The organism is Bacillota bacterium (assembly GCA_013178415.1).
Classification (GTDB): domain Bacteria; phylum Bacillota; class SHA-98; order Ch115; family Ch115; genus Ch115.
Map to the genome: position 1 here is coordinate 170,532 of JABLXA010000004.1, position 25,518 is coordinate 196,049.

General features: G+C 51.7%; 24 protein-coding genes. 19 read left to right on the top strand and 5 right to left on the bottom strand.

The genetic code is table 11. The annotated features are described in order from the left end of the window. The first annotated feature begins 145 nt into the window (after window positions 1–145). From HPY52_04875 to HPY52_04895, 5 genes are all read left to right on the top strand, one after another. Entirely contained in the window at window positions 146–1,186 is a 1,041-nt protein-coding gene (locus HPY52_04875) for a cobalamin-binding protein (protein NPV79596.1), read from the top strand. Beyond that, a complete protein-coding gene (locus HPY52_04880; GenBank protein ID NPV79597.1) occupies window positions 1,156–2,232 on the top strand; it encodes an iron chelate uptake ABC transporter family permease subunit in 1,077 nt (358 codons plus the stop codon). The genes HPY52_04875 and HPY52_04880 overlap by 31 nt, the downstream gene beginning before the upstream one ends. Next, window positions 2,216–3,013, top strand: coding sequence for an ABC transporter ATP-binding protein (locus HPY52_04885; GenBank protein NPV79598.1), 798 nt, complete (start codon window positions 2,216–2,218; stop codon window positions 3,011–3,013). The genes HPY52_04880 and HPY52_04885 overlap by 17 nt, the downstream gene beginning before the upstream one ends. A 524-nt stretch (window positions 3,014–3,537) precedes the next feature. After that, the gene (locus tag HPY52_04890) at window positions 3,538–4,947 is read left to right on the top strand and encodes a TldD/PmbA family protein (GenBank protein NPV79599.1); all 1,410 of its coding nucleotides are present in this window, start codon (window positions 3,538–3,540) and stop codon (window positions 4,945–4,947) included. Further along, the gene (locus HPY52_04895) at window positions 4,940–6,265 is read left to right on the top strand and encodes a TldD/PmbA family protein (protein NPV79600.1); all 1,326 of its coding nucleotides are present in this window, start codon (window positions 4,940–4,942) and stop codon (window positions 6,263–6,265) included. Before HPY52_04890 ends, HPY52_04895 begins: the two co-directional genes overlap by 8 nt. A 318-nt stretch (window positions 6,266–6,583) precedes the next feature. Here the strand turns inward: HPY52_04895 and HPY52_04900 are convergent, their stop codons facing one another. Then, window positions 6,584–7,435: a DegV family protein gene (locus tag HPY52_04900; protein NPV79601.1), complete on the bottom strand. Its 852-nt coding sequence runs from the start codon at window positions 7,433–7,435 to the stop codon at window positions 6,584–6,586. 309 nt (window positions 7,436–7,744) lie between these two features. On the opposite strand from HPY52_04900, the gene HPY52_04905 reads away from it, so the two are divergent. Genes HPY52_04905 through HPY52_04920 form a run of 4 tightly spaced genes read left to right on the top strand, consistent with a single transcriptional unit; the run spans window position 7,745 to window position 12,296 of the window. Continuing rightward, window positions 7,745–8,206, top strand: a complete 462-nt coding sequence (locus tag HPY52_04905) for a CtsR family transcriptional regulator (GenBank protein ID NPV79602.1) — start codon at window positions 7,745–7,747, stop codon at window positions 8,204–8,206. Between the two features lie 33 nt (window positions 8,207–8,239). Beyond that, the gene (locus HPY52_04910; protein ID NPV79603.1) at window positions 8,240–8,782 is read left to right on the top strand and encodes a hypothetical protein; all 543 of its coding nucleotides are present in this window, start codon (window positions 8,240–8,242) and stop codon (window positions 8,780–8,782) included. Then, on the top strand, window positions 8,779–9,846 hold the full coding sequence (locus tag HPY52_04915; GenBank protein NPV79604.1) for a protein arginine kinase: 1,068 nt from the start codon (window positions 8,779–8,781) through the stop codon (window positions 9,844–9,846). The genes HPY52_04910 and HPY52_04915 overlap by 4 nt, the downstream gene beginning before the upstream one ends. 5 nt (window positions 9,847–9,851) lie before the next feature. Beyond that, window positions 9,852–12,296: an ATP-dependent Clp protease ATP-binding subunit gene (locus HPY52_04920; GenBank protein ID NPV79605.1), complete on the top strand. Its 2,445-nt coding sequence runs from the start codon at window positions 9,852–9,854 to the stop codon at window positions 12,294–12,296. A 36-nt stretch (window positions 12,297–12,332) separates the two neighbouring features. Here HPY52_04920 and lepB read toward each other — a convergent pair whose 3' ends face one another. The 3 genes from lepB to HPY52_04935 all read right to left on the bottom strand — a co-directional run bounded on the left by lepB (window position 12,333) and on the right by HPY52_04935 (window position 14,654). Continuing rightward, complete coding sequence (lepB, locus tag HPY52_04925) at window positions 12,333–13,421, bottom strand: signal peptidase I (GenBank protein NPV79606.1); 1,089 nt, start codon at window positions 13,419–13,421, stop codon at window positions 12,333–12,335. Between the two features lie 84 nt (window positions 13,422–13,505). Beyond that, a complete protein-coding gene (locus HPY52_04930; protein NPV79607.1) occupies window positions 13,506–14,000 on the bottom strand; it encodes a zf-HC2 domain-containing protein in 495 nt (164 codons plus the stop codon). A gap of 45 nt (window positions 14,001–14,045) precedes the next feature. Then, the gene (locus HPY52_04935; protein ID NPV79608.1) at window positions 14,046–14,654 is read right to left on the bottom strand and encodes an RNA polymerase sigma factor; all 609 of its coding nucleotides are present in this window, start codon (window positions 14,652–14,654) and stop codon (window positions 14,046–14,048) included. 178 nt (window positions 14,655–14,832) lie between these two features. Here HPY52_04935 and HPY52_04940 point away from each other — a divergent pair, with 178 nt between their 5' ends. Genes HPY52_04940 through disA form a run of 5 tightly spaced genes read left to right on the top strand, consistent with a single transcriptional unit; the run spans window position 14,833 to window position 21,015 of the window. Next, window positions 14,833–16,140 carry a homoserine dehydrogenase gene (locus HPY52_04940; GenBank protein NPV79609.1) on the top strand — a complete coding sequence of 436 codons (1,308 nt, stop codon included), beginning with the start codon at window positions 14,833–14,835 and terminating at the stop codon, window positions 16,138–16,140. Between the two features lie 2 nt (window positions 16,141–16,142). Then, window positions 16,143–17,204, top strand: a complete 1,062-nt coding sequence (locus HPY52_04945) for a threonine synthase (GenBank protein ID NPV79610.1) — start codon at window positions 16,143–16,145, stop codon at window positions 17,202–17,204. A 2-nt stretch (window positions 17,205–17,206) separates the two neighbouring features. Beyond that, the gene (locus HPY52_04950; GenBank protein NPV79611.1) at window positions 17,207–18,568 is read left to right on the top strand and encodes a homoserine kinase; all 1,362 of its coding nucleotides are present in this window, start codon (window positions 17,207–17,209) and stop codon (window positions 18,566–18,568) included. Further along, entirely contained in the window at window positions 18,549–19,931 is a 1,383-nt protein-coding gene (gene radA / locus HPY52_04955) for a DNA repair protein RadA (GenBank protein ID NPV79612.1), read from the top strand. Before HPY52_04950 ends, radA begins: the two co-directional genes overlap by 20 nt. A gap of 52 nt (window positions 19,932–19,983) precedes the next feature. Then, a complete protein-coding gene (gene disA, locus HPY52_04960; protein ID NPV79613.1) occupies window positions 19,984–21,015 on the top strand; it encodes a DNA integrity scanning protein DisA in 1,032 nt (343 codons plus the stop codon). Here the strand turns inward: disA and HPY52_04965 are convergent. Next, window positions 21,012–21,407 carry a DUF1573 domain-containing protein gene (locus HPY52_04965; GenBank protein ID NPV79614.1) on the bottom strand — a complete coding sequence of 132 codons (396 nt, stop codon included), beginning with the start codon at window positions 21,405–21,407 and terminating at the stop codon, window positions 21,012–21,014. The two genes, disA and HPY52_04965, sit on opposite strands and share 4 nt — an antisense overlap. Before the next feature lie 334 nt (window positions 21,408–21,741). On the opposite strand from HPY52_04965, the gene HPY52_04970 reads away from it, so the two are divergent. From HPY52_04970 to HPY52_04990, 5 genes are all read left to right on the top strand, one after another. Continuing rightward, a complete protein-coding gene (locus HPY52_04970; protein NPV79615.1) occupies window positions 21,742–22,218 on the top strand; it encodes a CarD family transcriptional regulator in 477 nt (158 codons plus the stop codon). A gap of 403 nt (window positions 22,219–22,621) precedes the next feature. After that, window positions 22,622–23,503 (top strand): PIN/TRAM domain-containing protein, encoded by an 882-nt coding sequence (locus tag HPY52_04975; GenBank protein NPV79616.1) that lies wholly within the window; start codon window positions 22,622–22,624, stop codon window positions 23,501–23,503. A gap of 24 nt (window positions 23,504–23,527) precedes the next feature. Continuing rightward, on the top strand, window positions 23,528–24,220 hold the full coding sequence (gene ispD / locus HPY52_04980) for a 2-C-methyl-D-erythritol 4-phosphate cytidylyltransferase (GenBank protein ID NPV79617.1): 693 nt from the start codon (window positions 23,528–23,530) through the stop codon (window positions 24,218–24,220). Next, complete coding sequence (locus tag HPY52_04985; protein NPV79618.1) at window positions 24,217–24,693, top strand: 2-C-methyl-D-erythritol 2,4-cyclodiphosphate synthase; 477 nt, start codon at window positions 24,217–24,219, stop codon at window positions 24,691–24,693. The genes ispD and HPY52_04985 overlap by 4 nt, the downstream gene beginning before the upstream one ends. Further along, window positions 24,672–25,478 carry a CBS domain-containing protein gene (locus HPY52_04990; protein NPV79619.1) on the top strand — a complete coding sequence of 269 codons (807 nt, stop codon included), beginning with the start codon at window positions 24,672–24,674 and terminating at the stop codon, window positions 25,476–25,478. Before HPY52_04985 ends, HPY52_04990 begins: the two co-directional genes overlap by 22 nt. Window positions 25,479–25,518 lie beyond the last annotated feature (40 nt).

A 25,518-nucleotide genomic window follows, 5' to 3' on the forward strand; every position in this document is an offset into this window, starting at 1 on the left:
GGTGGAAAGGGGGTGGCAGTGAGGCGCCGGTGATTTGACCGAGCGCGTTAAGGCCGCATGTCAAGTCCTCTGATCTTCAACGAAGGTCAGAGGACTTTCTTGTTAGACCAGCTCCGGCGTCTCGTTTGAGACTGGGGGGAGAAACATGGCAGGCTGTCGTTTTCTGATCAACTTGAGTAGTGTAGTGAAAAAGAAAGGGTGTGAAGCTTCAATGCGTCGTTTTATGAAGCACGGATTTGGAGATATTCATGCGGACAGATTTACACTAAAGCTATTGTGGTTCGCTTTGATATTGATTTTGGCGATTGTCCCCGTGATTTGGTCCATCCAAGGTGTACAGGCTATTGCAGATTCGGAACCACAGTCTTTTCCATGTACCATAACGGATGATTTAGGGCGTAAAGTCAAGATCTCCGCTCCACCAAAAAGAATCGTCTCTATCGCCCCGAGTAATACTGAAATTCTGTACGCGCTAGGGGTTTCAGATAAAATTGTGGGGGTTACTACAGCATGCGATTATCCTTCTCAGGCAAAGCAAAAGGAGAAGGTGGGCGGCGCTGAGCTCAATTTCGAAAAGATTGTAGCCCTATCACCGGATGTGGTATTTGCTGTAGCGAGCCTGCAAAAAACTGCCATTGAAAAGCTCGAGCGGCTTGGAATCACGGTAGTCGCTGTGGATCCCCAGACCCTCGATGATGTCGCAAGGGCGATGGAGCTTATCGGCCGAGCTTCCGGGGCCGATCCGAACAAGGTGAAGGAAGTTGTTGATACATTTCGCCAAAGGAAGAATCGGGTTGAATCTTCAGTCTCAAAACAGGCCAGGTCCAAGAAGGTCAGGGTCTTTGTGGAAATCTGGAATAAACCCCTTATGACCGCCGGGCCCGGGACTTTCATCGATGAAATCATCCGTCTCGCTGGCGGGGAGAATATTGCATTTGATGCTAAGAACCCGTGGCCTCAATTCAGTGAGGAATTGGTGATACAGCGGGACCCGGAAGTCATCTTGCTTACAGGCAACAACCTCGAGGAAGTCATGGGAAGGGCGACCTGGAGGAACATTTCTGCGGTGAAGAATCGCAGGGTATATGAGATCAACCCTGACATCCTGGTAAGACCGGGTCCAAGGCTGGTGGATGGCCTTGAGGAGGTAGCTAGATGCCTGAGAGATATCCGAGCGTCACAGTAAAGCTGCTGTTTGTCACAATCATTCTCGGCGCCTGTCTTTTTGCTGCCGGGCTTGTTTCAATCGTGACCGGGTCGGTCATGATCCCTCCGAAAACGGTGATATCATTGCTTGTCTCGAAGATACTGGGGCATGGGACCAGTCCCGTGCCCCTCGCCTGGCAGACAATCATTATAGAGGTGCGGCTGCCACGTACAGCGCTCGGGGCTATTGTAGGCGCATCCTTATCAGCGGCAGGGGTGACATTTCAAGGCCTGCTTAGAAATCCCCTGGCAGATCCATATATTACAGGAGTATCCAGCGGCGCCGCATTGGGCGCAGTGCTGGCTATTATTACGGGTTTGCCGGTTCTCCTATTAAAGGCCGGGGTGGCCAGGGTCATGAGCGGGGCTATAATACCTATTTTCGCCTTTTTTGGCGGAATGGCTGCAGTATATACGGTCTTAGCTTTGTCCAGGGCGAGGGGCCATATTCCAACAGATACCTTTCTCTTGGCGGGCGTGGTGGTTGGTTCATTCTTCTGGGCAGTGGTCTCTTTCCTCATGACAGTGGCGGGAAGGGCTCTTCATGAAATGATATTCTGGTTGATGGGAAGTCTCTCAAGCAGGACTTGGGGAGATGTGTATATGGTCTTGCCCTGGGCATTAACAGGTTTCGGAATCATGTGGTTCTTTTCCAGAGATCTCAACGTGCTGGCCCTGGGGGAGGAGAGTGCTCTGCAGCTCGGCCTTGACACAGAATTTTTGAAAAAGGTGCTGATCATAGTTGCCTCCATGGTTACGGCGGCTGCGGTAGCGGCAAGCGGAATCATCGGCTTCGTTGGTCTTGTGGTCCCGCATGTGATGAGGCTGCTAATAGGGCCGGATCACAGGGTGTTATTGCCTGGCTCGATCCTAGCAGGCGCAGCCTTTCTTGTGCTGGCGGACACGCTGGCCAGGGTTCTGATCGCGCCGACAGAGATACCGGTAGGCATAATAACCTCCATGGCCGGAGGCCCATTCTTTCTCTATTTGTTGCGGAGGCGAAAAGCCAATGTTACTTACGGTTGATGGTATTGAATGCACTTACGACGAGCACCCAGCCTTGATGGACGTTTCCCTGTCTATCAAGTCTCATACAGTTACAGGTATAATCGGCCCGAATGGTTCAGGGAAGTCGACCTTGCTCCGTGCGATGAGCCGGGCTCTACGACCGAAGGTGGGGACCTGTCTTCTTGATGGCAAAGATCTTTACAAGATGCCTGGAAATCGCGTTGCCAGGTCTATTTCGGTCGTGCCCCAAAACGGCGCCCCGTCATTCCCTTTTACAGTGATGGAAATGGTGCTTATGGGGAGGACTCCTTATCTTCGTCGGCTGGAATTTGAGCGGCCTGAGGATATCGAGATTTCAATGCGCGCTATGCGCCGAACAGGCGTCCTTGATTATGCGAATAGGCCGGTGACCACCCTCAGCAGCGGAGAAAGACAGCGGGTCCTGATTGCCCGGGCGCTGGCCCAGGAACCTCGAGTTTTCCTGCTGGATGAACCGACATCTCATCTGGATATGAAATACCAGGTAGAGATCATGGATCTGATTTCCCAGTTAGCGCGCCAGGATGGGCTCGCGTGCGGTGTCGTGCTCCACGATATCAATCTTGCAGCCAGGTATTGTGACGAACTGATCATGTTGGAAAGCGGAAGAGTATACCGGTCTGGGACGCCATGGGAGGTCCTTACACCAGATAATATCAGAGAGGTATATGGCGTCGAGGCCTTAGTGATGAAGCATCCGGTGTTTGACTGCCCTTTGGTTATAGCAGTTGGCGCCGGCGGTGATAAAGAGGGTCGGTAATGACCTTTGCTCCGGCTACTGCAGATCCCTGCATAGCCCACAGCAACCTTTCGGCTACTATGGACCATTACGGAACCTGCAATAACCTTGACTCGACTGTCATGAGTCCCTTAGAAGCCCGTGACAATCTCTCGACTGCCACGAACCTCCAGTTAAAGAATTCTAAGGACTCATAGAACTCAAGAACCTGCGGAACCCATGACAATCTTAGCCCGACCACTGCGCATCTCTTTTGAGCCTGCGACAATCTCAAAAGCCTTCAACTGCCGCAGACCCTTACAAGACAGGCAGTGATCTGCGCGCCGGCTGCCACAGACCGTATAGTGTTGGCCTGTGACAACCTTTGCTCGACCATCACAAGCCCCGATCCGACGGAGCCTGTGATGATCTTCGCTCGGCCATTACCGACCCTGCGTTATTATAGTTGCCACTCTTGCAGGATCATATTCATGAGATGTCGTAAGTAAGATATGGAAACAATAGATCTGCATGGCATGGTAAAAAGCATTGAGGGGGTAAAATTTATGAAGAATGAGCCAAGGGACGAAGGCGCGGTCTTGGCAAAAATCGACGAAGCATTGAAGGCAGCTCGCGCGGATTTCGTCGAAATTCGTTTGGAAGAGAGTGAGACGACTCGTATATCGTTTCGCGGACAGCTGCTGGACGAGATTGGCGCCCTTTCTTCGTTTGGCGGTTGCGTCCGCGCCCTGGTAAGAGGAGGCTGGGGATTTGTCTCCTTTGACGGACTAGACGATCTCGCGGAAAGGGTGCGGGACGCCTGCAATTACGCTCGGCTCGTGAACGGGGAAAGAGTAGACCTTGCGCCTGTGGAGCCTGTGGTGGATAATGTCAAGTTGAATCTCACATCCGATCCCAGGGCTGTGTCTCTCTCTGAGAAAAAGAGGCTCTTATCAGACTATAACCAGATCATGATCGAGTTCAGCCCCGAGATTCAGACGACCATGGTCGCGTATCTGGATTCCTACAAGAAGAAATACTATGCTACTTCTGAGGGATCCAGAATTATCCAAGAAAGTAGCAATATGGGCGCCAACTTCGTCGCTATTGCGAGAAGGCAAGACACTGTTCAGCAATGTTTCGCGACGGCAGGTGGCATCACGGGATTTGATTCCATGCGAGGTCTCGAATCCAGAGCCGAAGATGTGGCCCGCAGGGCTGTGGAGATGTTGGATGCGAGGCCTGTAACTGGAGGCAAGTATACAGTGGTCATTGATCCGGGCCTGGCCGGGGTTTTCATCCATGAAGCATTCGGCCACTTGAGCGAATCTGATTTCCTATATGAGAACGAGAGATTGAAGGGGATTATGACGCTTGGAAGGCGCTTTGGATCGGATATTCTAAATGTATTCGATGGCGCTGCCATCCCCGGGCATCGTGGTTCGTACAAGTATGACGATGAAGGGGTCGCGGCACAGAAGACTTATCTCATAAAGGATGGCATTTTGGTAGGTCGCCTTCATTCAAGGGAAACGGCAGGAAAGATGGGAGAGCGTCCCACTGGAAACGCCAGGGCCATAAACTACCGCCACCGGCCCATTGTCCGTATGACAAACACTGCCATCGAGGGTGGAACCACGAGCTTTCATGACATGATATCGGATATAAAGGAAGGTATATATGCCATAGAAGCTTATGGAGGCCAGACGGCAGCGGAGATGTTCACCTTCAGCGCCATGGAGGCATTTATGATCCGGGATGGAAAGATCGCGGAGAGAGTAAGAGATGTGGTCCTTACTGGGAATGTCTTTGAGACTCTGAAGAATATTGAATGCATAGGCAATGACTTCGCCTGGAAAGATGGCGGCGTCGGAGGATGTGGCAAAGGTGGGCAATTTCCGCTCCCTGTCGCAGATGGAGGACCCCATGTCAGAATTCGAGATGTAGTAGTTGGAGGTGGACAAAAGAATGGATAAGATCCTGCAAATGGCTCTTAAGGAAGCAGATGCGGCCGAGGTCTTTTTCATCGATAGAATCATGGAGCCAGTCATCTTTGAGTCAAATCGCGTGAAGGCCGTGGAAAGAAAGCAGGTGCGGGGCTTGGGTTTGCGGGTGATCCGCGAAGGGAGGATCGGGTTTTCGTCTACGAGTCGTTTAGATGACCCCGAAAAAGTCGTAAAAGATGCGGTCGCGGCGAGTGAGTTTTCCGACCCGACGAATCTCGAGTTTGGTCTCGCTAAGCCCCCGGCATCGTCTCCGAAGGTCGAGGACTCTGAAATCCAGAATCTCACTGTTGAGGATCTAGTCTCTGAAGGGCAGAAGATGATAAAGATGGTCCTCGGCGATTTCCCCGAGGCCAAATGCGATGGAGAATTCAGCAAGGAGATAACCAGGATATCGCACATGAATTCTGCCGGGATGAGCTTTTCGTATTTAAAAACCGAAATCTCGGGCGGGCTGGAGGTTACTTTGGCTTCTGAGGGGGATATTTTGAATGTCTATAATTTCAACGCATCAGCCAGGCGTGATGTACCTTTTGAGGATATGGCTGGCGACATTGTAAAGCGCCTCCATATGTCTCAGAGAATAGCTGCCATGAAGACTGGTCATTTTCCTGTGATCTTTACGCCGCGGGCCATTGTCTTCCTCCTTGCCAGCCTGAATCCCGCATTCAATGGCAAGATTGTACTCCAGGGGGCATCTCCCCTCCGTGATAAATTGGGGAAGAAGGTATTCGATGAACAGCTGACAGTATATGATGATGGCACCCTGGATTATGGATCGGGCAGTTATCCTGTGGATGATGAGGGCGTCCCGACGAACCGGACCCCTTTGATAGAGAGGGGGGTTGTGTGTAATTTCATTTATGACCTTAAGACAGCTAGCCTCGCGGGAACTAGGAGCACTGGAAATGGCTTCAGGATATCGCGCAATGGAGGATGGTCCTTTGAAAGCCAACCTTCTCCTTCATCGACCAATTTGGTGATAGAGCCTGGTGATGCTTCTCTTGAGGAGATGATATCATGGGTCGAGGAGGGCCTCTTAGTGGATCAGGTCCTCGGCGCAGGCCAGGGGAATGTTCTCTCAGGCGCTTTCTCAATGAACGTGCATCTTGGTTTCAAAATCGATCATGGGAAGATCTCCGGTCGAGTCAAGAACACCATGATCTCGGGCAATTTGCTGGAGTCGCTGCAAAGGATCGAGGCGATCTCTGATGCATCAGAATGGGCTATGGGGCCATATAAGGTTCCTGCAATAATGCTCGGGAATGTGGGGGTGGCAACGGGAGCATAGCCGGGTGACGACGGGAGTGTAGCAGGGGATGGTGATGCTGTTCCATCGGATGCAGCCTGGCGGCAATGGGTTGCGACGGTATCCCTTCCGCTGGACGCGGCCTTGCTGAGAGGCCGCTCAGTGATCCGAGGCCCCCGGGTAGTAAGGCCTCGGATCAATGCCAGCTTCAGGGATACCGTCGCTCCCCTGGCCTCCAAGTGTCGGATCAATGGCCCTGGGACGGTATCACCCACCCCCCGGATGACCGGTCCCTCGGTTGCAGGATGGCCTGGGGCCAATACCGCCGCGAGGAGTATCCCGCTCACCGTGCCGTCATATTCAATTTGGGTCTGTGTAAAATTGGATCCCCAGCACTCCCGGACCTGTATGGGTGCAAATCACGGGCCCGAGTTCATAGAGATCATAATGGAGATCCGGGAGACGGCCCTTGAGTGTCTCTACCAGGGCCTGCGCCTTCTCATAGGCGTCTCCAAAAACGATGGCAACAGGGCTGACTTTACGGCCTGCAATTTCACTAGCTATCTTTTCAATGATATGATCCAGTGCCCTGCGTTCGGTACGAACTTTCTCGAGCACGTCAATCCTTCCATCCCTGAATGTCAGGATGGGTTTGATCTGGAGTGCAGATCCGATCAGGGCCTGAGCTCCACCGATTCTGCCTCCCTTGTACAGATACATCAAATCGGAGACGAGGAAGTAAGTCCTGGAGGTGGCGATGATGTGTTCTAGCCTCGAAAGGGCCTCCTCCTTGCTGGCTTCACGCTCAGCCATGCTCTGCAATTCCATCACCATTTGGCCAAGGCCAAGGCCCGTTGTTCTAGCATCTACCACCGTGATATCAAGGTCTGGCAGCATGGACTTTGCCTGGATGGCTGAGTTGACAGTGCCACTTATCCCACCAGAAATATGAACCGAGATGATCGGAAGTCCCTGCTTGCCCATCTCCTGATAGATTTCCCTGAACTCTCCGGATGAAGGCTGCGAAGTTGTCGGCAATATCGGTGACTCTCTTAGATATTTGAAGAATTCCTTGTTGTCTGTATCCACTATTTCCTTGGCTATCTTGCCGCCCATATTAACAAGCAGGGGAACCATGCCTATTCCGTGATCAGAAAGCCATTTGGGGTCTAGATAGCAGGTACTATCGGTAACAATCTTGAATCTCGCCATTATGAGCACATTCCTTCCTGCCCTCGAATATACCGCGGGCGTAATCTCGATGCTGCTGTTATCTGAGTCAATTCTCTCTCACCTGCAAGATTCCTTCATTTAGATCCTCACCAATTTCCAAGGGATCTATGAGAACCGGAATATCCCATCGAGCCTTTAAGCATATGCAGGCGATAATAGCAGACAAATGCATTTCATGGTCGAATCCGCCTAAATTTGGTCTTAAATGGGGGATGCATAACTATTGCTTGATAGTATTATAATAGAGTTGAAGGTCAGGGAAGGTCAAACTTTCAGGACGTGATAGGTTTGGGAAGTCTCGCAGATTATATCGAAGGCTATCTTAAGCAGCTCTTTGAGGAAACTGCCGGTAATGTCATAGAAATACAAAGATCTGAATTGGCCAGGAAATTCGGATGTGCGCCGTCGCAGATCAACTATGTCCTCAGCACGCGTTTTACCATCCAGGACGGATACATAGTAGAAAGCCGTCGCGGTGGAGGCGGTTACATCCGCGTGTTCAAAGTCAGGCAGGATATCATGGCTGATTCGGTGGCGTGGGTCCAGGAGAGGCTGGGAGATGAGATCACGCCGGAGGCTGCCGATCGGATTCTCGAACAATTGCAGAGCCTCGGATTGCTAAACGAAATGGAAAAGCTCTGCATTAAATCGGTTCTTGCACACGAGACCAATGGCATCCCCAGGGAACTCTCTGACGTGTTCCGGGCCAAGCTTCTCAAGGGCCTTCTAATTGTTGTCCTGACGCGATGATCGTCTAAAGGATGAGATTTGGGGGTGAATGCGATGTTGTGTGACCGCTGCAAACAACGTCCCGCCAATGTACATGTGACCAAGGTGATCGACGGTCGGAAGACCGAAATGCACCTATGTGAGGGCTGTGCCCGGGAGACAGGGCAATTCCAATTCTTCACGATGCCTGAATTTTCATTTCATAATGTGCTGGCAGGACTCTTTGATCCCGAGAGCACATCGGGGTCGATGCCGCCGGTTTCGTCGGCACCGGTGGCGCGGAAGTGCCCTACTTGCGGCACAGACTTTGGAGATTTTAAGAGAACCGGTTTCCTCGGCTGCAGCGACTGTTACCAGCAGTTCCAGAACCGTCTCGAGCCCATTTTGAGGAGGGTTCATGGAAGCACTCGTCACGTGGGCAAGGTGCCTGCCAGGACAGGTGGGGCAGTGAGAATCAAGAAAGAGATAGAGAGCCTGCGAAAACAATTGGAAGCTGCCATAGCACGGGAGGAGTATGAGAAGGCGGCTGAGATCCGAGATAAGATCAGGGAGCTTGATAGAAAGATCGATGGGCGGTCACGGGAGGCGGGGATATGACCTCGAGAGATTTCATAGAAAAGATACTCAGCGGCTGGATAAAGGGAACCGGCCCGCAATCAGATGTGGTCTTGAGTTCCCGTGTGCGGATCGCTCGCAACCTGGTGGGTATCCCTTTCCCGCACGTGGCGTCAGAGTCCGACCTTGGAAGAGTCCTGGATCAGGTTCGAAGAGCGGTAAAAGAGTCCGGGAAACTAAAAGAATTTGGGATATTGATCTTGTCGGAGATTCCGAATCTCGACCGCCAGGTGTTGGTAGAAAAGCATCTTGTGAGCCCCCAACATATTTTAGAAGGGCGCAATAGGGCTGTCATTTTGAGCCCGGATGAGACAGTAAGCATCATGGTCAATGAAGAGGACCATCTGAGGATTCAAACACTTTATAGCGGCTTTGAGTTAGATAAGTCCTGGCAAAATGCCAGTGAGATCGATGATATCCTTGAATCCAGGCTGGAGTATGCCTTTGATGAGAAAATTGGATATCTCACCGCATGCCCGACCAATGTTGGCACAGGAATGCGATCGTCTGTGATGGTTCATCTGCCCGCCCTGGCGGCGACAGGCCAGGTAGGGAGGGTACTGTCGACCATATCCCATGTGGGTATAGCGGTTAGAGGGCTCTATGGGGAAGGAACCGAATCCTCAGGCAATATATATCAGCTCTCTAATCAGGTCACTCTCGGCCGGTCTGAGGAAGACATAATTGAAAACCTCAGGGGCATAACGAGACAAGTTATTGAACAGGAACGCACGGCCAGGAATTTTCTCTTGAGAGAACGCCAGAAAACTCTTGAGGATAGGGTATGGCGCGCATACGGTATCCTGGAGAATGCCAGGCTCCTGACATCAGATGAGGTCTTGAAACTCATCTCGGATGTACGGCTTGGCGTGGATACAGGCATAATAACGGTGATTCCACCTCGAATGCTAAATGAGCTTATGGTCCTTACCAGGCCTGCTTATCTGCAGAAACTAGTTGGTGCAGAATTAGGGCCTGAAGAACGTGATATTCAGAGGGCGGCCTTGGTAAGGGATCGAGTTAAATCTGCCAGGGAAGGAAAGTGATTATAATGTTTGGTGGGCTGACTGAAAGGGCACAAAGAGTGTTACAGCTTTCCCAGGAAGAGGCTCGAAGGCTTGGCCACGATGTGGTCGGAACCGAGCATATATTGTTGGGGCTTGTGGGAGAAGGTCAAGGTGTGGCGGCGCGTGCGCTTCAGAATCTAGGCATTAGTCTAGAAAAAGTCAGGAGTGAGGTTGAAAAGCTGGTCGGCAGAGGCGACCCGGAGAAGGTGACCGTGCTTTCGTTGACTCCAAGAGCAAAAAGGGTTTTGGAGTTGGCGATGGACGAGGCCCGGCGGCTCGGACATGGTTACATTGGAACAGAGCACATACTCTTGGGGTTGATCCGTGAGGGTGAAGGCGTCGCCGCTCAGGTATTGCTCAACCTCGGGGCTGACCTTGAAAAGGTCCGGAAAGAGGTGACCTCCCTACTTGGGACTACGCCAGGTCAGCCTGGCCCGGCCAAATCCGCGGGGAAGACACCCACTTTGGATCAATTCGGAAGAGATCTCACGGCGATGGCGCGCGACGGCAAGCTTGACCCGGTGATCGGGCGCGAAAAAGAGATAGAACGGGTGATCCAGGTATTGAGCCGCCGGACCAAGAACAATCCGGTATTGATAGGTGATCCCGGAGTCGGAAAGACCGCTATTGCAGAGGGCCTGGCGCAAAAGATCGTCAAGGGAGATGTTCCTGAGGTACTTGCCAATAAAAGGGTTGTCACCCTCGACATGGGGGGAATCGTGGCGGGTACGAAATTCCGCGGAGAATTTGAAGAACGCCTAAAGAGGATCATCGATGAGATCCGGGCTTCGAATGACATCATCCTGTTCATCGATGAGATGCATACCATAGTTGGAGCGGGCGCGGCAGAGGGCGCAATAGATGCCTCGAACATTCTGAAGCCGGCCCTGGCGAGAGGGGAGCTTCAGTGCATTGGAGCGACCACTCTAGATGAATACCGTAAACATGTGGAAAAGGATGCAGCTCTGGAACGAAGGTTCCAGCCGATCCAGGTTGGGGAGCCTACGGTGGAGGAAACCATCGCTATACTAAAGGGACTGAGGGATAGATATGAGGCTCACCATAGGGTGAAGATCACTGATGAGGCTATTGATGCCGCTGCAAAGCTCTCTGATAGGTACATCACAGATCGATACCTTCCTGATAAGGCTATCGATCTCATAGACGAGGCTTCTTCACGCGTGCGGCTCCAGGCTCAGACTGCGCCTCCGGACCTCAAACAGCTCGAGGATGAGGTAAACAAGATAAGGGCTGAGAAGGAGTCCGCCATCCAGAACGAGGAATTCGAGAAGGCTGCCAAGTTGCGTGATAAGGAGCAGAAGCTTCGTGACGAGATCGAGGACCGGAAGGCTGCCTGGCAGAAGATGCGTGGTCGTACTGAATCTAATGTGACTGCTGACGACATTGCCCAGGTAGTATCGGCCTGGACGGGAATCCCCGTGCTGAAGCTTGCCAGGGAGGAGTCTGAACGCTTGCTGCATCTTGAAGAAGTGCTCCACAGCAGAGTCATAGGCCAGGATGAGGCGGTCAAGGCAGTATCTATGGCCGTGCGGCGGGCAAGGGCAGGGCTCAAAGATCCGAAGCGTCCGATAGGATCATTCATCTTCCTCGGACCGACTGGGGTTGGCAAGACGGAGCTTGCCAGGGCTCTTGCCGAAGCTCTCTTCGGCGACGAAGATGCAATGATCACGCTTGATATGTCAGAGTATATGGAAAGGCATACCGTGTCTCGTCTCATAGGCGCTCCTCCTGGATACGTGGGGTATGAGGAAGCAGGTCAGCTTACGGAACGAGTGCGAAGACGTCCTTACTCAGTGGTCTTGTTCGATGAGATAGAAAAGGCTCATCCTGAAGTCTTCAATGTCCTTCTTCAAGTTTTGGACGATGGGCGTTTGACTGATGGCAAGGGACGCACTGTAGATTTCAAGAACACGGTCATCATAATGACAAGTAATGTAGGCGCAAACTTGATACAGAGAGACACGACCCTAGGCTTTAGGCTCGAAAAAGATGAAGACGCAGAGGGGATTTCATATGAGCGGATGAAGGAGAAGGTCCTGGGTGAACTGAAGAGGACGTTCAGGCCGGAATTCCTCAATCGAGTCGACGAAGTGATCGTCTTCCATGCTCTTACCCAGGGCGATATTAGAAAGATCGTGGATCTCCAGGTCAACGAGCTGGCAAAGCGCTTGAAGGAACATGAAATCTCCATCGAGGTCACCGATTCGGCGAAGGATTTGATCGCTAAAGAGGGATTTAGCGTGGAATTTGGCGCAAGGCCCTTGAAACGGGCTATTCAGCGGCTTATCGAGGATCGCCTGTCAGAGGAGATGTTGGAGGGCAAGGTAAAAGATGGAGATTCTATCCGTATAGACGCTAAAGACGGCAAGATCGTAGTTGAACCAAAAGTCGCGGCAGAATCACAGTGACCGTGTACGATATGCGCAGGTAGGATGAGGACGGGCCTACATGAGGCCGGATTTCTGCAAAAACAGGACGGTCTCAAAGTAGGCCCCTCTTATTGCTTCTTGTTTGACGATGCCCCCTTCATAGGTTTGAGGAGACAAAGACCTCTCATCGCCGAGGAGATAGTAATCCTTCCTGCCTAGCTCGATGGGGGGCATAGTAAGCCCCTTGCGTTCTCTCACGTATGGTTCGGAGATTCGCCTTCCATTTACGATAACTTCGCCATCTACGACCTCTACAATCTCCCCCGGCAAGCCTACGATTCTTGCAAGACCCAATTCCCCGTTCTTTCCCTTCTCGAACACGACGATATCTCCGCGATGCGGAGGCCGATGGAGAATTCTCATCTCTATACTTACATCCAGCTTCCAGGTTCCCTCGCCATGGCTGCACAATTTGAAGATCCTCGCAAGATTTTCCTGGCGAGTCCCCATCTTTCTTGCCAATTCTCCGCTCATGCCGGAAAATATCGATGGGTCGTTGAACTCTGTTCTTTCTAAGAGGAGGGAATGAATAGAGCTACTTAAAACTCCGGATGCTATTAAGACTATTGTCCCTATGAGCGCAAGGCGCCAGATGCTGACCTTGTGGACTACCCTTAAAGCAAGCGCTTTGAGGAATACGTCCCAGAAGGCGAGGCATATGATGGCCGCCAGCGTTGACACCAGCATGGTCATCATTGGAGTTCCATCTGCCGGGTATGGACTTCTGCCCGGCCTATATATAAGCAAGTGAAATAATAAAAGGATGAAGGCCCCGCCCAATATTCCCGGCAAGTAAGTATATCCAAAGACCTTGAGTGTATCGGTTGCCGTGCCTTTCCCGCCCAATAGAAGACATACTAGGTTTATAAGGAGCGAAATCAAGATGAAATAGGCTACTGCAGCGAGGATGGCCAAAATCAAGTATATGAATGGGTTCCTTATCCGTGGCCAGAGAAGTTCAGGCCACAGGATCACTTCCGGGTAGAGGGCGATGGAACCTATAACAAGGGACCAAAGGATCTGCCCACGCGATAGGGCATCTTCAAAGAAGATCCTCGGCCTGATCAAGAATGATCTTGCAGTGAGTATGAAAGACGACCACACAAAAGCGCCCTTCCTTCATCGAAGATCAATGACAGATGGCTTCAAGATCCATGGCATTCAGCGATTCATCGACCAACTAACCGATCAACCCAAAAGGTAGCCATGCCTCAAGACCCCGGCCAGGACCAAGAGAAGAGGCTTCAAAATCTCCCTAAGAAATGGTAGGCCGGATAGCTGCGACATAGCGACGCAAAACGCGGCTGCAGCCGGGACCAACACCTGCAGCGGTGATTCGAGCATGACGGAAGCCACCCTATCAAATTCATTGAACATATCCCTGATGTAATTGATGTGCTTCGGCATGAAGATGCCGTCTCGTGCTTGCTCTCCGACCTTCCGGGCTAATCGGGCATCAAGCTGCCGCCAAAATTCCTCTTCACTGGGAGTGAGAGATATGTCGAACGCAGTGGAATGTATGAGTTTATCAAGATCTTGATAATACTTGAGTTCTGAAGCACATTTCGCGCATTCCTTGACATGCCGCCATATATGCTCCGCCAGTCTTCCCTTCACATCTCCCGAGATATAAGCAGGAAGCATCTTTTGAATCTTACGGCACGCAAGATAGGGGCTCCTCATAGATAAATCCCTCACCCTCCTCGTAAAGTGCCAGACCATCAGGCACTATTCCGTTTCCATTAACCAGCCCAGCATCTCTTTAAGCCGCCTCTTGGCATGATATAATCGTGACATCACCGTTCCCACGGGCACCTCTGCGATCTGGCTGATCTCTCTGTAGGAAAGTCCATAGATCTCCTTGAGGATCAGACATTGCTTATGATGGAAAGGCAATTTTCCGATCGCGTCTCTGATGGCCTTTGAGATCTCACGATTTTCCGCTCCTTCCTCGGGATCTCCCATACGGCTCGCTATACCGGATATGACCTCCCTTTTTGTCGTTGATTCTCCATCCTGGGAATGACCAGGGTCTTCGTCCAATGATATGGTTTGGATATAATTGCGCCTTCTCATCACATCGGCGCAATAGTTGACTGTGATCCTATAAATCCAGGTGTAAGGCTTGGATTCACCACGGAATTTCGATAACTGCCTAAACACCCGGCAAAATACTTCCTGGCATGCATCATCGGCATCATCTTTGTTTTGGAGCATCTGGTACGCCAGAAACCATACCTTTGCGCGATATTCCTCCACGAGGCTGACGAAAAGCGTGTCATATTGAGCACGTGGATCCGTTTTGTCTGGCTGGTTTCCCGTACCGGACACCCCCAATCTTTAAGACGATCGAAAGGCTCATATATTCATTCCCAAACTCTCATTGATGATGGTATAATACGAGGAAGCCGCCACATAGGAGAACCCGGCCGGAGACGATTGAACATCGATTTTACTATTATACCATAAGTTGGTAGAAATGCAACAACACCAATAGGCAAAGAGGTGATGGTCCATGGACGCAGGGGTCGATATTGCTCTTGCAGGTTGTGGTGTCGTTGGCAGTGGGGTCATGAAAGTGTTGAGTGAGAATAGAGACATTATAGAGGGGAAGCTCGGGTTTCCAATCCGCGTGAAGCGCATTCTGGTACGCAACCTTTCAAAAAGCAGGCCGGAGTATGTATCTCCGGATTTGCTAACAGATGATTTCAACACGATCCTTTCTGACGAAGATATTAAGATCGTTCTTGAACTGATGGGAGGAGTAACTCCAGCAAAGGATTACATATTCGAACTCCTTAGGCGCGGTAAGCATGTGGTGACGGCTAACAAGGAGGTCCTGGCAAAACATGGGTCTGGCCTACTCAGGCAGGCCGCAGAACAAGGAGTAAGCCTGCGGTTTGAGGGGAGTGTGGCAGGAGGAATTCCTATCATCAAACCCCTTGCTGAATGCCTGGCCGGAAATCGCATCTCAGAGATCGTTGGGATAATCAATGGGACCACCAACTATATTCTCACGAAGATGTCTAGTGAAGGGCGTGAGTTTGGAGATGTTCTAAAGGAGGCCCAGGAGATGGGATATGCCGAGAGCGATCCCCGCGCCGATATAGATGGGCAGGATGCGGCCTATAAACTGGCCATTCTCAGCAGCATCGCCTTCGGAGCGGAAATCGGGCCTGACCGGATTTATACGGAGGGCATTCGTGAGATCACTCCTCTAGATTTGAATTACGCCAGGGAACTAGGTTTCGTGGTGAAACTCCTGGCCATCGCCAAGGAGGTAAATGGCAATGTAGAAGTGCGGGTTCATCCTTCATTCATCCCCTGCACCCATCCATTGGCTTCCGTTGTCGGCGTATATAATGCCATTTTCATAAAAGGAAATGCGGTGGGGCAGTTGATGTTCTATGGAAGGGGCGCGGGCAGTCTCCCAACGGCAAGCGCCGTGGTGGGTGATCTGATGGAGACCGCAGAGGATGTGGTGAAGGGGAGGGCCGCTACTCGGCTGGTCCCCATGTTTAGAAGATGGAATGGGAATTTTCACCTCACATCGATTGAGGACGTCATGACTAGATACTATATCCACATCCTTGTTGTAGATCGTCCTGGTGTGCTTGCCTCGATTGCCCGGTGCTTTGGTGAGGCCGGGGTAAGCCTCGAATCCGTGATCCAAAAAGGCCGCGGCAAAGAGCCTGTGGGGCTCGTGTTTGTGACCCACAAGGTGCGAGAGAGAAATGTGAGGCAGGCGTTAAAGGAAATCAAACAGCTGCCAACGGTTGTAAACCTGGCGAATGTCATCAGGGTAGAGGGCGAGGAGGCATAAGAATGCATAAGGCAGGTATCATAGTTCGTTACATGAAATATCTTCCCGTGACAGATAAGACACCAGTCGTCACTCTAAATGAAGGCAGCACCCCGCTCATTTACGCGCGCTACATCTCGGAAATGACGGGGCTGGAAGTATATCTGAAATATGAAGGGCTCAATCCCACCGGTTCCTTTAAGGATCGAGGGATGACCATGGCGATAAGCAAGGCATGTGAAGAGGGCGCTAAGGCGGTCATGTGCGCGTCAACCGGCAACACTTCGGCATCTGCCGCAGCCTATGCTGCGAGGTCGGGCCTCAAATGTATCGTGATCATTCCTGAAGGGGCCATCGCCCTTGGCAAACTCTCGCAGGCTTTGATGCACGGGGCAATCGTAATAGCTATCAAAGGGAATTTCGATGATGCCCTGAAGATCGTCCGGGCCATGACGCAACAATATCCTATCACCTTGGTGAATTCCATAAACCCATACCGTATCGAGGGGCAAAAGACAGCTGCGTTTGAGATATGTGATGCCCTTGAAGGGGCGCCGGATTACCTTGCAATTCCCGTAGGTAACGCAGGGAATATCACGGCTTACTGGAAGGGATTCAAGGAATATCATTCAGCTGGTCTGGTATCCAGGCTCCCAAAGATGCTGGGGTTCCAGGCAGCCGGAGCAGCGCCCATAGTAGAAGGGCGACCGATACCTGACCCGAAGACCATCGCAACGGCAATAAAGATAGGAAACCCGGCTAGCTGGCAACGGGCAGTGGAGGCACGTGACGAATCCGGCGGGGTGATCGATAAGGTGAGTGATGATGAGATCCTCGACGCTTACAGGCTGCTCGCGGGGAGGGAGGGCGTCTTTTGTGAACCTGCATCGGCCGCCTCAGTGGCAGGGCTTCTCAAACTATGGAAGCAGAGTTACTTCCCAGCGCATGCAAAGGTTGTTGCGGTTTTGACCGGCCACGGTTTGAAAGATCCTGATCGCGCCATCGCAACGGGGGGGAAGCCCCAAATAGTTGAGAATAGTGTAAAATTGGTTAAGGAGATCCTGCAGCGAGAGGGGATTATTTGACAATGATGGTGAGGGTGAGTGCCCCTGCTACTGTAGCCAATTTGGGCCCCGGGTTTGATGCTATGGGGATGGCTGTTGGGGTACATTGTATTTTCGAAGCCAGGTCATCGGGTAACGGTGACGGTATAACCATATGCGCTCATGGCGTAGATGGGGAGAAGATCCTGGATGGTCAGGACAATCTTGTAGTAAAGGCTATGAGAGCGGTGGAATCTGGATCAGGACATTCCTTGCCGCCGATTACTATTGATATTCTGAATCAGATTCCACTGGCTCGCGGTATGGGAAGCAGCGCGGCGGCTATAGTCGGTGGAGCAGTCCTGGCCAACGAGATTTTGGGAAGGCCACTATCCGCAGATCAGCTCTTGGATATTGCCGCAGCCATCGAGGGGCACCCAGACAATGTAGCCCCGGCTCTAATGGGTGGTCTGGTTGCAAGTTCTAAGGTCGATGGCCGTGTGATCTCGATAAAGGCCCCGATATCCGTGGGGAGACGAATAAAAGTCGTAATTGCGGTGCCAGCGTTTGAAATTCGCACGGAAGATGCGCGCAGGATCCTGCCGGCTCAGGTGCCATTGGGTGACGCAGTATTCAATGTAAGCCGGACTGCCATCTTGATATCTGCCCTTTCATCTGGGAAACTGGATTTACTGAAGCCGGCCATGGAGGATCGCCTCCACCAGCCATACAGGAGCAAACTGGTTCCGGGACTCGAGGATGTCTTTGCCAGCGCCATCGCAGCGGGCGCCTTGGGGGTTGCCCTGGCCGGATCCGGTCCGTCCGTCGTGGCGCTGGCTACTCAGGCCGAAGAGAAAATCGCGTTCAATATGGTGCAGGCCTTTCAACGACACGGAATTTCGGCTATATCATTCATAACTACTATAGAGACTAGAGGAGCCCGGGTCCTAAATGTGGCCGACCTTGAGCTGGCGAAGAGTCTCCTCTCTGAACGCCAGCTTGGCCTGATCTTCGTAAAAGATGGCTCAGTGATATTTGAGTCGCGTGGATCTGGAGTAAAACCCGTGCTGGATGCCTTTATGCAGATCGGTACGGACCTGGAAGGCTCCAGCTGCGCGGACAAGGTGCTGGGCAGGGCGTCCGGCGCGGTGCTCAGGTCGGCCGGGGTAGATCAGGTCTTTGCCAGGGTCGCCAGGGAAAAAGCCTTGCATGAGCTTCAGGTATCTGGTATTTACGCGGAAGCTGGTGAAATTGTGGACATCGTCCTTAACCGGGATCGGAGTGGCCCATGTCCATTTGAGCTCATGGTGGGAGATGAAACCGACCCTGATAGAATCTTGGAAATGCTGAAGGAACGGCTGGGGTATAGCGCAAAGAGGGATGATGATGTCGAAGGTAAAGAGTAGGTTCGTCTGCCAGAAGTGCGGCTATGAGACTTTAAAATGGCTTGGCAGGTGCCCTGATTGTGGTTCCTGGAATACCTTGGTGGAAGAAAGGGTACAGGAATCAGCCCCTGGTAAGGGACAAGCTCTCCCTAAGGAGGCACCTCTGTCAATTCTCTCGGCTGACGCCAGGCCTGACGAACGTTTCTCCTCGGGATTCAGCGAGCTTGACAGAGTGCTTGGAGGCGGGATCGTTCCCGGCTCAGTGGTTCTGGTAGCCGGTGACCCAGGGATCGGCAAATCTACATTGCTGCTTCAACTGGCTGACAGAGTAGCTTCGCAAGGGTTTACTGTTCTATACGTTTCAGGTGAGGAGTCCTCGAGGCAGGTGTCACTTCGCGCCCGGCGGCTTGGCCTCGGATCAGAGAAGTTGATGGTGGTATCCGAAACAAATATGGAAGCCATTGAGCAGCATGTGACACAGGTACAGCCGAATCTCATGGTGATTGACTCGATTCAGACCATGTGGGTGCCGCAGCTTGAATCGTCTCCCGGGAGCGTGTCCCAAATCCGCGAATCTGCCGCTCAGCTTGTGAGAATGGCCAAGTTGTCTGGATGCGCCATATTCGTCGTGGGGCACGTCACAAAGTCCGGTGTGATCGCTGGTCCACGCGTGCTGGAGCACATGGTGGATACTGTCCTATATTTCGAAGGCGAAAGAAATCATTCGTTTCGCATTTTGAGAGGCGTCAAGAACCGGTTTGGGTCAACAAATGAGATAGGGATCTTCGAGATGGGGGATTCCGGCCTGGCCCAAGTTATGAACCCCTCAGCATTTTTCCTGTCCGACAGGGCATCGGCTGTCCAGGGTGTTGCTGTAGCTGCCAGCATGGAGGGGACCCGGCCCATCCTTGTGGAAATCGAGGCGCTGGTGACCAGATCCACCTATGGCAATCCTCGTCGAGTGGCGATCGGGGTCGATTACAACAGGGTCGCGATCATCCTAGCTGTGCTCGAAAAACGTGTAGGATTGTTCGTGAGCGGGGAAGATGTATATGTAAGCGTTGCTGGCGGATTGAAACTCGACGACCCGGCGTCCGACCTAGCTGTGGCTTCGGCGATCGCATCGAGCTTTAGAGGTCATCCCATCAGTGCATCTTCGGTATTGATCGGGGAAATAGGACTCACCGGCGAGCTACGGTCTGTGAGCCGGATTGAACCGCGGATCATGGAGGCCGCACGCCTGGGATTCAAGAGATGCATCATACCGTGTCGCAATCTGAGAACCGCGAAGGCTTTGAGCGCGCAGCTGGAGATCCTGGGCGCCGAAACCGTCAGCCAGGCGCTTGAATATACCGAGGGAGGTGCACCGGGTGCAGGTCGATGAGGGGTTCAACAGCGGTGACGACTCTGAGGCGTTATTTCTGAATACACTGAGGATGGTTGCTCCGGGGACTCTCTTGAATGAGAGCCTTGAGAACATCATAAGAGCCAGGACCGGGGCCCTCATTGTCATTGGAGATGGGCCGGATGTCATAAAGATCACGAGCGGGGGTTTCCGCCTGGATTGTGAGCTCACTGCTGCCCGCCTATATGAACTTGCAAAGATGGATGGGGCCATCATTCTCGATGATGAGGCCAAGAGAATCGTCCTCGCCAATGTTCAGTTGCTTCCTGATCCTACGATACCTTCAGATGAAACTGGCAGTCGCCATAGAACAGCAGAGCGAGTCGCGAAGCAGACCCATTCCACTGTGTTGGCCGTGTCTCAGAGACGGAATGTAGTGACTCTCTACAGAAACGCCATCAAATATGTTCTCAGAGATGTGGGGCTGACACTTGCAAAGGCCAATCAAGCTATACAGACGCTGCAGGAATTCAGGACCATTCTGGACAAATCCCTTGCCAGGCTTACCATTTTGGAGTTCGAAAACGCAGTCACCTTGGGTGACCCCATTTGGGCCGTCCAGAGAAGGGAAATGCTAAGGCGGGTTGAGGCGGAGATCGAGCATTATGTGGCCGAGCTTGGCGTGGAGGGACGCCTCATAGAGATGCAGCTGCAGGAACTCGTCTTTGACGTGGAAAATGAGGGCACAAATCTTGTGCGTGATTATATGCTCCCTTCCGACAATAGGACGATCGACTCGGTAAAGAAGCAGCTAAAAAGGCTATCATTTGATGAATTGGTGGACCAGGTCCTTATTGCCAGGGCATTAGGGTTTTCGACTCATATGAACCTGTTGGAGCAACCTGTATGTCCTAGAGGCTACCGGATCCTGTCCAAGATCCCCAAGATCCCTTCATTTGTGGTAGACAATATCGTGGAAACCTTCGGGAATCTACCTGCCATTCTCAACTCATCAGTTGAAGAGCTAGATAAGGTCGAAGGGGTAGGCGAATCCCGCGCAAGGACCATCAAGGAAGGTCTCAAGCGTCTCAGGGAGAGCGCCATGATAGAGAGAAGACCTTAAAGCAGGTTGTACACCCCCAATGTAGATAGGTATTTCTGCTCTTTTTCCAATATATCCCCAACGTCAAGGCCGAGAATCGTGCATACCGCTACAAGATAGAAAAGCAATCCCCCGAGCTCTGTTTCAACGACTTCGCGGCATTCAGGGCAGAGAGACCCTATGATGTGCGTGGACATATATTTTGCTGCCTCCGCAAGAGGCGTATTCTCTGGGACACACTGGCGTTTGGCGTTTATCTGCAGGCACCCGCAGCATGTCACCGACTTGGTCACCGCCCTATTTACTCTTGCGCTTGATTCTTGAAGCTTCGAAAGACAATCTAGTATACTTCTATGGCGTATCAGACAGGCTGAGACAGTTTCTTGAAAATCATGCTGGTCAAGGTCCCTCATGCAATTCCCACCTCTCGTCCGGCATCTATGATGAAGAAGACTTTCTTGACCACCCCACCTATTTGGCGGGATACCAGCTTATCTGGAAGGCAATGTTTTGCGGGCCATCTCAATTATAGTTTTGACTTCGGGCTTTTGTCAACGAATCTGGCGCTCTTTTGGCTTCATATTTGCACCTTGGCATCTGCCGTGGGGCAAATGGGCCTTGATGTTCTATCTGAATTTCCTGTAATCACCCATATATGGCTGATAGTGGCTATTCCTTGACACTGTTACCTGCGGATGTTAAAATTAAAAATGGGGATTTTGGTAGGGTAATCAGGAGGCGTCTGTGTTGTTCAATGTAGGCGATAAAGTTGTATATCCCATGCATGGAGCAGGGGTCATCGAGGCAATAGAAGAGAGAGAGGTACTCGGTGAGCGCCAAAAATACTTCATAATGCGAATACCTTTAGGTGAGATGAAGGTGATGGTCCCTACCAAGACTGCCGAGAATGTAGGCTTAAGGGGCGTAATCTCCAGCCAGGAGGTTAAGCGGGTGTTTGATGTCCTTCGTGGAGAAAAGACTGCCATGTCTCAGAATTGGAATAAGCGATATCGAGCCAACCTGGAGAAGATAAAAAGTGGAGATGTGTACGCTGTAGCGGAGGTCGTCAGGAATCTTTCCAAAAGGAATAAGGAGAAAGGTCTTTCCACCGGGGAACGCAGGATGTTGGAAAGTGCAAGACATATTTTGACCAGCGAGATCGTCCTTGCTACCGGCAAGGACGAAGAGGAAGTCACCCGCACCATTGACGCTATCCTTGGTTGAGTCCGGTTGGGCCCGTTTTTGCGGATCACCTCACCACTGAGCATATATCCGACAGGTTTCGAGGTATATTTCCTTGAATCAATGGATAAGACTGGTGTATCATGAAGATACTAAAATATGATCAGGCTTCTCGTGGGAGGTGGTAATATCCGTGTCCCTGGTTAACAAGTTAATCCGGGCATTTTTTTTGGCTGCCGGTGCAGGAATAGGCCTCTGGATTCATAGCGTGATAACTCATGTGCCCGTAACTCAAGGTTTTTCAGGCGCCGGTGCCGTTTCTTCCTCGGTTGCGGCAGGCGCGGGGGCAATTACCGGTCTCATAATAGTTCCATTTTTCATCAGGGCTGTCCGCCGCGCGTCTCAATTATTGGAGATCTTTCTTCGCAGAACTCCTACCCACGATATGATCGTCGGAGTCTTTGGCGCAATAATCGGTCTTTTGATAGCGGTGCTTTTATCTCTCCCGCTGACGCAACTGCCCATTATAGGTAGATACCTTCCAGTCCTTGTGACGGTTGTCCTGGGGTATACCGGGACAATGGTGGCTGTGAGGAAGAAGGATGAGCTGCTCGGTCTTTTCTCTATAGGCGCGAGACCTCAAGAAAGGCATGCAGCCGTGGTGGAGAAAACCCCGAGCCTGGCGAAGGAACACGGGGTGAAACCCGGGTCAAGGAATTCATGGAAGATCCTTGACACCAGTGTGATCATCGATGGCAGGATCGCTGACATATGCAAGAGCGGCTTTCTTGAAGGTACATTGGTCATACCAAGTTTTGTTCTGGAGGAACTTCAGAAGATCGCCGATTCATCCGATGTACTCAAGAGGAATCGTGGCAGACGTGGTCTAGACATACTGAATAAAATGCAGAAGGAGCCGGGGATCAATGTCCAGATCTACGAGACCAGCGTCGATGAATCGCAGGATGTGGATTCCAGGCTGATCAAATTGGCGCGCGCCGTCGGCGGCAAAATCGTGACAAACGACTATAATCTTAATAAAGTCTGTGAGTTGCGCGGGGTCAAGGTCCTCAATATCAACGAACTCGCCAATGCCCTCAAACCCGTGGTGTTGCCCGGGGAAGAGTTGACGGTGAAGGTGATAAAAGATGGTAAGGAACTTGGGCAGGGCGTTGGATATTTGGATGATGGTACCATGATAGTCATTGATGGAGGCAGGCGGTACATAGGCGAGGATGTTGATGTCCTTGTTACGAGTGTCCTCCAGACCGCCGCCGGCAGGATGATATTTGCGAGGCCCCGGGCAGTATCTGAACGCGGCATGTAATGCCTATCGAGGGGTCCTGGAGGTATGGGAGACACTGCCTGTATTATTGTAGCCGCAGGCGCCAGCAGTAGGATGGGGCAAGGGATTGACAAGATGAGGCTGTGCCTGGCAGGACGGCCTCTTCTTGCGTACGCTATATCTGCATTCGAGGATTCTCCAGATGTGGATGAGATCATCTTGGTGGTCCGTGAAGATAGTAGAGAGTGGGTTTCTCTCGATCTTCTCCCTCAAATCCCGCATGATAAGGTCTCATCCATTGTCTCCGGCGGCAGCACCAGACAGAAATCCGTTTTTAACGGTTTGCTTTGTCTTCGTGATGAAACCGAGATAGTGGTGGTTCACGATGGCGCCAGGCCTCTCGTAAGAGGGGAAACCATCCATGAGGTTGTCGGGTGCGCCCGCGAGTTCGGGGCCGCAGTATGTGGAGTCCGGGTCAAGGATACTATCAAAGAAGTCGGGGCAGACGGCTTGGTTTCACGCACTCTAGAGCGAGATCTCCTATGGTCCGTCCAAACGCCCCAGGCTTTCGATAAATCTATATTGATCACCTCTCATAAACTTGCAGAGGAGGAAGGTTTTCTGGGAACGGATGACGCGAGTCTCGTCGAGCGTTATGGGTTTAAGGTGAAGATGGTTCCTGGCTCATATGATAATATAAAGATCACCACCAGTTCGGACGTGATGCTTTTTGAGGCTTTTTGGAGGGAGAGAAATTGATAAGGGCCGGGATAGGATTTGATGTTCACAGGCTGGAGGAAGGTCGGGAACTGTGGCTCGGAGGCATAAAGATCCCATATCATAAGGGGCTTATGGGGCATTCTGATGCTGATGTCCTTCTGCACGCTCTCGCCGATTCTCTTCTTGGCGCTGCGGCCATGCCAGATCTCGGTCAGCTATTTCCGGATACTGATCCCAAATACGAAGGGATATCAAGTCTGGAACTGCTCTCAAATGTCTGGGCTCGAATAAGATCTTCGGGGTACAGGGTCCTCAACGTTGATATGGTCATCATAGCTGAGGAGCCTCGGATCGCGCCGTACATAGGTGACATGAAAAAAAAGATAGCCGAGGTTTTGCAGGTGAGCCAGGACCAGGTGGGCATCAAAGCCAAGACGGCTGAAAAATTGGGAGCTATAGGGGATCTTCGCGGGATAGAGGCATATGCTGTATGTGTATTGGAAAGCGCATAAAGGGGGAGCGGGCTGTGTATGTAAGACAGGTCATGTCAGGCAATCCCGTTGTAATAGAGCCAGAAGCCAACCTGGAAGAGGCAAGAAAGCTTATTCTAAATAGCGGCACTCATATTCTGGTAGTTGCAGAGAATGGTGATGTCAGGGGGGTCGTATCACATTTAGACCTTCTAAGGGACATAGATGGCCGGACTCATGTCAGTGATGTCATGGATCGTGATTTTCTAAGAGTTCATGAAGAATTCGATGTTCGTGAAGCATCCAATATTATGGTTGAGAGAGCCAAGCCAGCCATTGTGGTTCTGAGCCATGATGACAAGCTCGCGGGGATCGTCACGCCGCGTGATATAATGCGGGCGCTCATGGCTGATGAGGTGCCTATGCGATTGTCTGTAGAAAGTGCAGCCATTTACCTGTCTATGACTCGCAGCCGGGAATATGAACAATATTGGCTGGATAAGGTGGAGGGATATGGTTACCGCGCCGCAGCCACTCAGGTGGGAGCGGGACCCGATAAACTTGCATTGAAACTGCGTGAGAGCATGATCGCTGCCGCAGTGGCAAGGGGGGTCATAGGCGAGAGCTCTCGAGAAAAGATAGCTATATCAAACGCCGTGCGAGATGCATATGCCCAGCTTGCCATGATAAATCCCGGCCTCGGAGGTGGGTTTAAATTGGCGGTTGTCCGCGGCGACGGTCGCGTGTCTGTATCTATTTTCGGGAGGTTCGGTCACGCCCTTGCTGATGGTCCTGAACAGCTTGCGGTTGGATATAGTATCATTTGACGGGGATGCTGGATCATCTGTACGAAATGGAGGGATCTCC

What these genes read in the sequence shown, in the direction of transcription:
- HPY52_04895 (NPV79600.1), top strand. Translation starts at nt 4,940, where the DNA reads ATGGATAAGATCCTGCAAATGGCTCTTAAGGAAGCAGATGCGGCCGAG.
- HPY52_04880 (NPV79597.1), top strand. Translation starts at nt 1,156, where the DNA reads ATGCCTGAGAGATATCCGAGCGTCACAGTAAAGCTGCTGTTTGTCACA.
- HPY52_04950 (NPV79611.1), top strand. Translation starts at nt 17,207, where the DNA reads ATGATGGTGAGGGTGAGTGCCCCTGCTACTGTAGCCAATTTGGGCCCC.
- HPY52_04900 (NPV79601.1), bottom strand. Translation starts at nt 7,435, where the DNA reads ATGGCGAGATTCAAGATTGTTACCGATAGTACCTGCTATCTAGACCCC.
- HPY52_04940 (NPV79609.1), top strand. Translation starts at nt 14,833, where the DNA reads ATGGACGCAGGGGTCGATATTGCTCTTGCAGGTTGTGGTGTCGTTGGC.
- HPY52_04975 (NPV79616.1), top strand. Translation starts at nt 22,622, where the DNA reads ATGATCGTCGGAGTCTTTGGCGCAATAATCGGTCTTTTGATAGCGGTG.
- radA (NPV79612.1), top strand. Translation starts at nt 18,549, where the DNA reads ATGTCGAAGGTAAAGAGTAGGTTCGTCTGCCAGAAGTGCGGCTATGAG.
- HPY52_04910 (NPV79603.1), top strand. Translation starts at nt 8,240, where the DNA reads ATGTTGTGTGACCGCTGCAAACAACGTCCCGCCAATGTACATGTGACC.
- HPY52_04945 (NPV79610.1), top strand. Translation starts at nt 16,143, where the DNA reads ATGCATAAGGCAGGTATCATAGTTCGTTACATGAAATATCTTCCCGTG.
- HPY52_04885 (NPV79598.1), top strand. Translation starts at nt 2,216, where the DNA reads ATGTTACTTACGGTTGATGGTATTGAATGCACTTACGACGAGCACCCA.
- HPY52_04990 (NPV79619.1), top strand. Translation starts at nt 24,672, where the DNA reads ATGTGTATTGGAAAGCGCATAAAGGGGGAGCGGGCTGTGTATGTAAGA.
- HPY52_04930 (NPV79607.1), bottom strand. Translation starts at nt 14,000, where the DNA reads ATGAGGAGCCCCTATCTTGCGTGCCGTAAGATTCAAAAGATGCTTCCT.
- HPY52_04890 (NPV79599.1), top strand. Translation starts at nt 3,538, where the DNA reads ATGAAGAATGAGCCAAGGGACGAAGGCGCGGTCTTGGCAAAAATCGAC.
- HPY52_04965 (NPV79614.1), bottom strand. Translation starts at nt 21,407, where the DNA reads ATGAGGGACCTTGACCAGCATGATTTTCAAGAAACTGTCTCAGCCTGT.
- ispD (NPV79617.1), top strand. Translation starts at nt 23,528, where the DNA reads ATGGGAGACACTGCCTGTATTATTGTAGCCGCAGGCGCCAGCAGTAGG.
- HPY52_04920 (NPV79605.1), top strand. Translation starts at nt 9,852, where the DNA reads ATGTTTGGTGGGCTGACTGAAAGGGCACAAAGAGTGTTACAGCTTTCC.
- disA (NPV79613.1), top strand. Translation starts at nt 19,984, where the DNA reads ATGGTTGCTCCGGGGACTCTCTTGAATGAGAGCCTTGAGAACATCATA.
- HPY52_04915 (NPV79604.1), top strand. Translation starts at nt 8,779, where the DNA reads ATGACCTCGAGAGATTTCATAGAAAAGATACTCAGCGGCTGGATAAAG.
- HPY52_04875 (NPV79596.1), top strand. Translation starts at nt 146, where the DNA reads ATGGCAGGCTGTCGTTTTCTGATCAACTTGAGTAGTGTAGTGAAAAAG.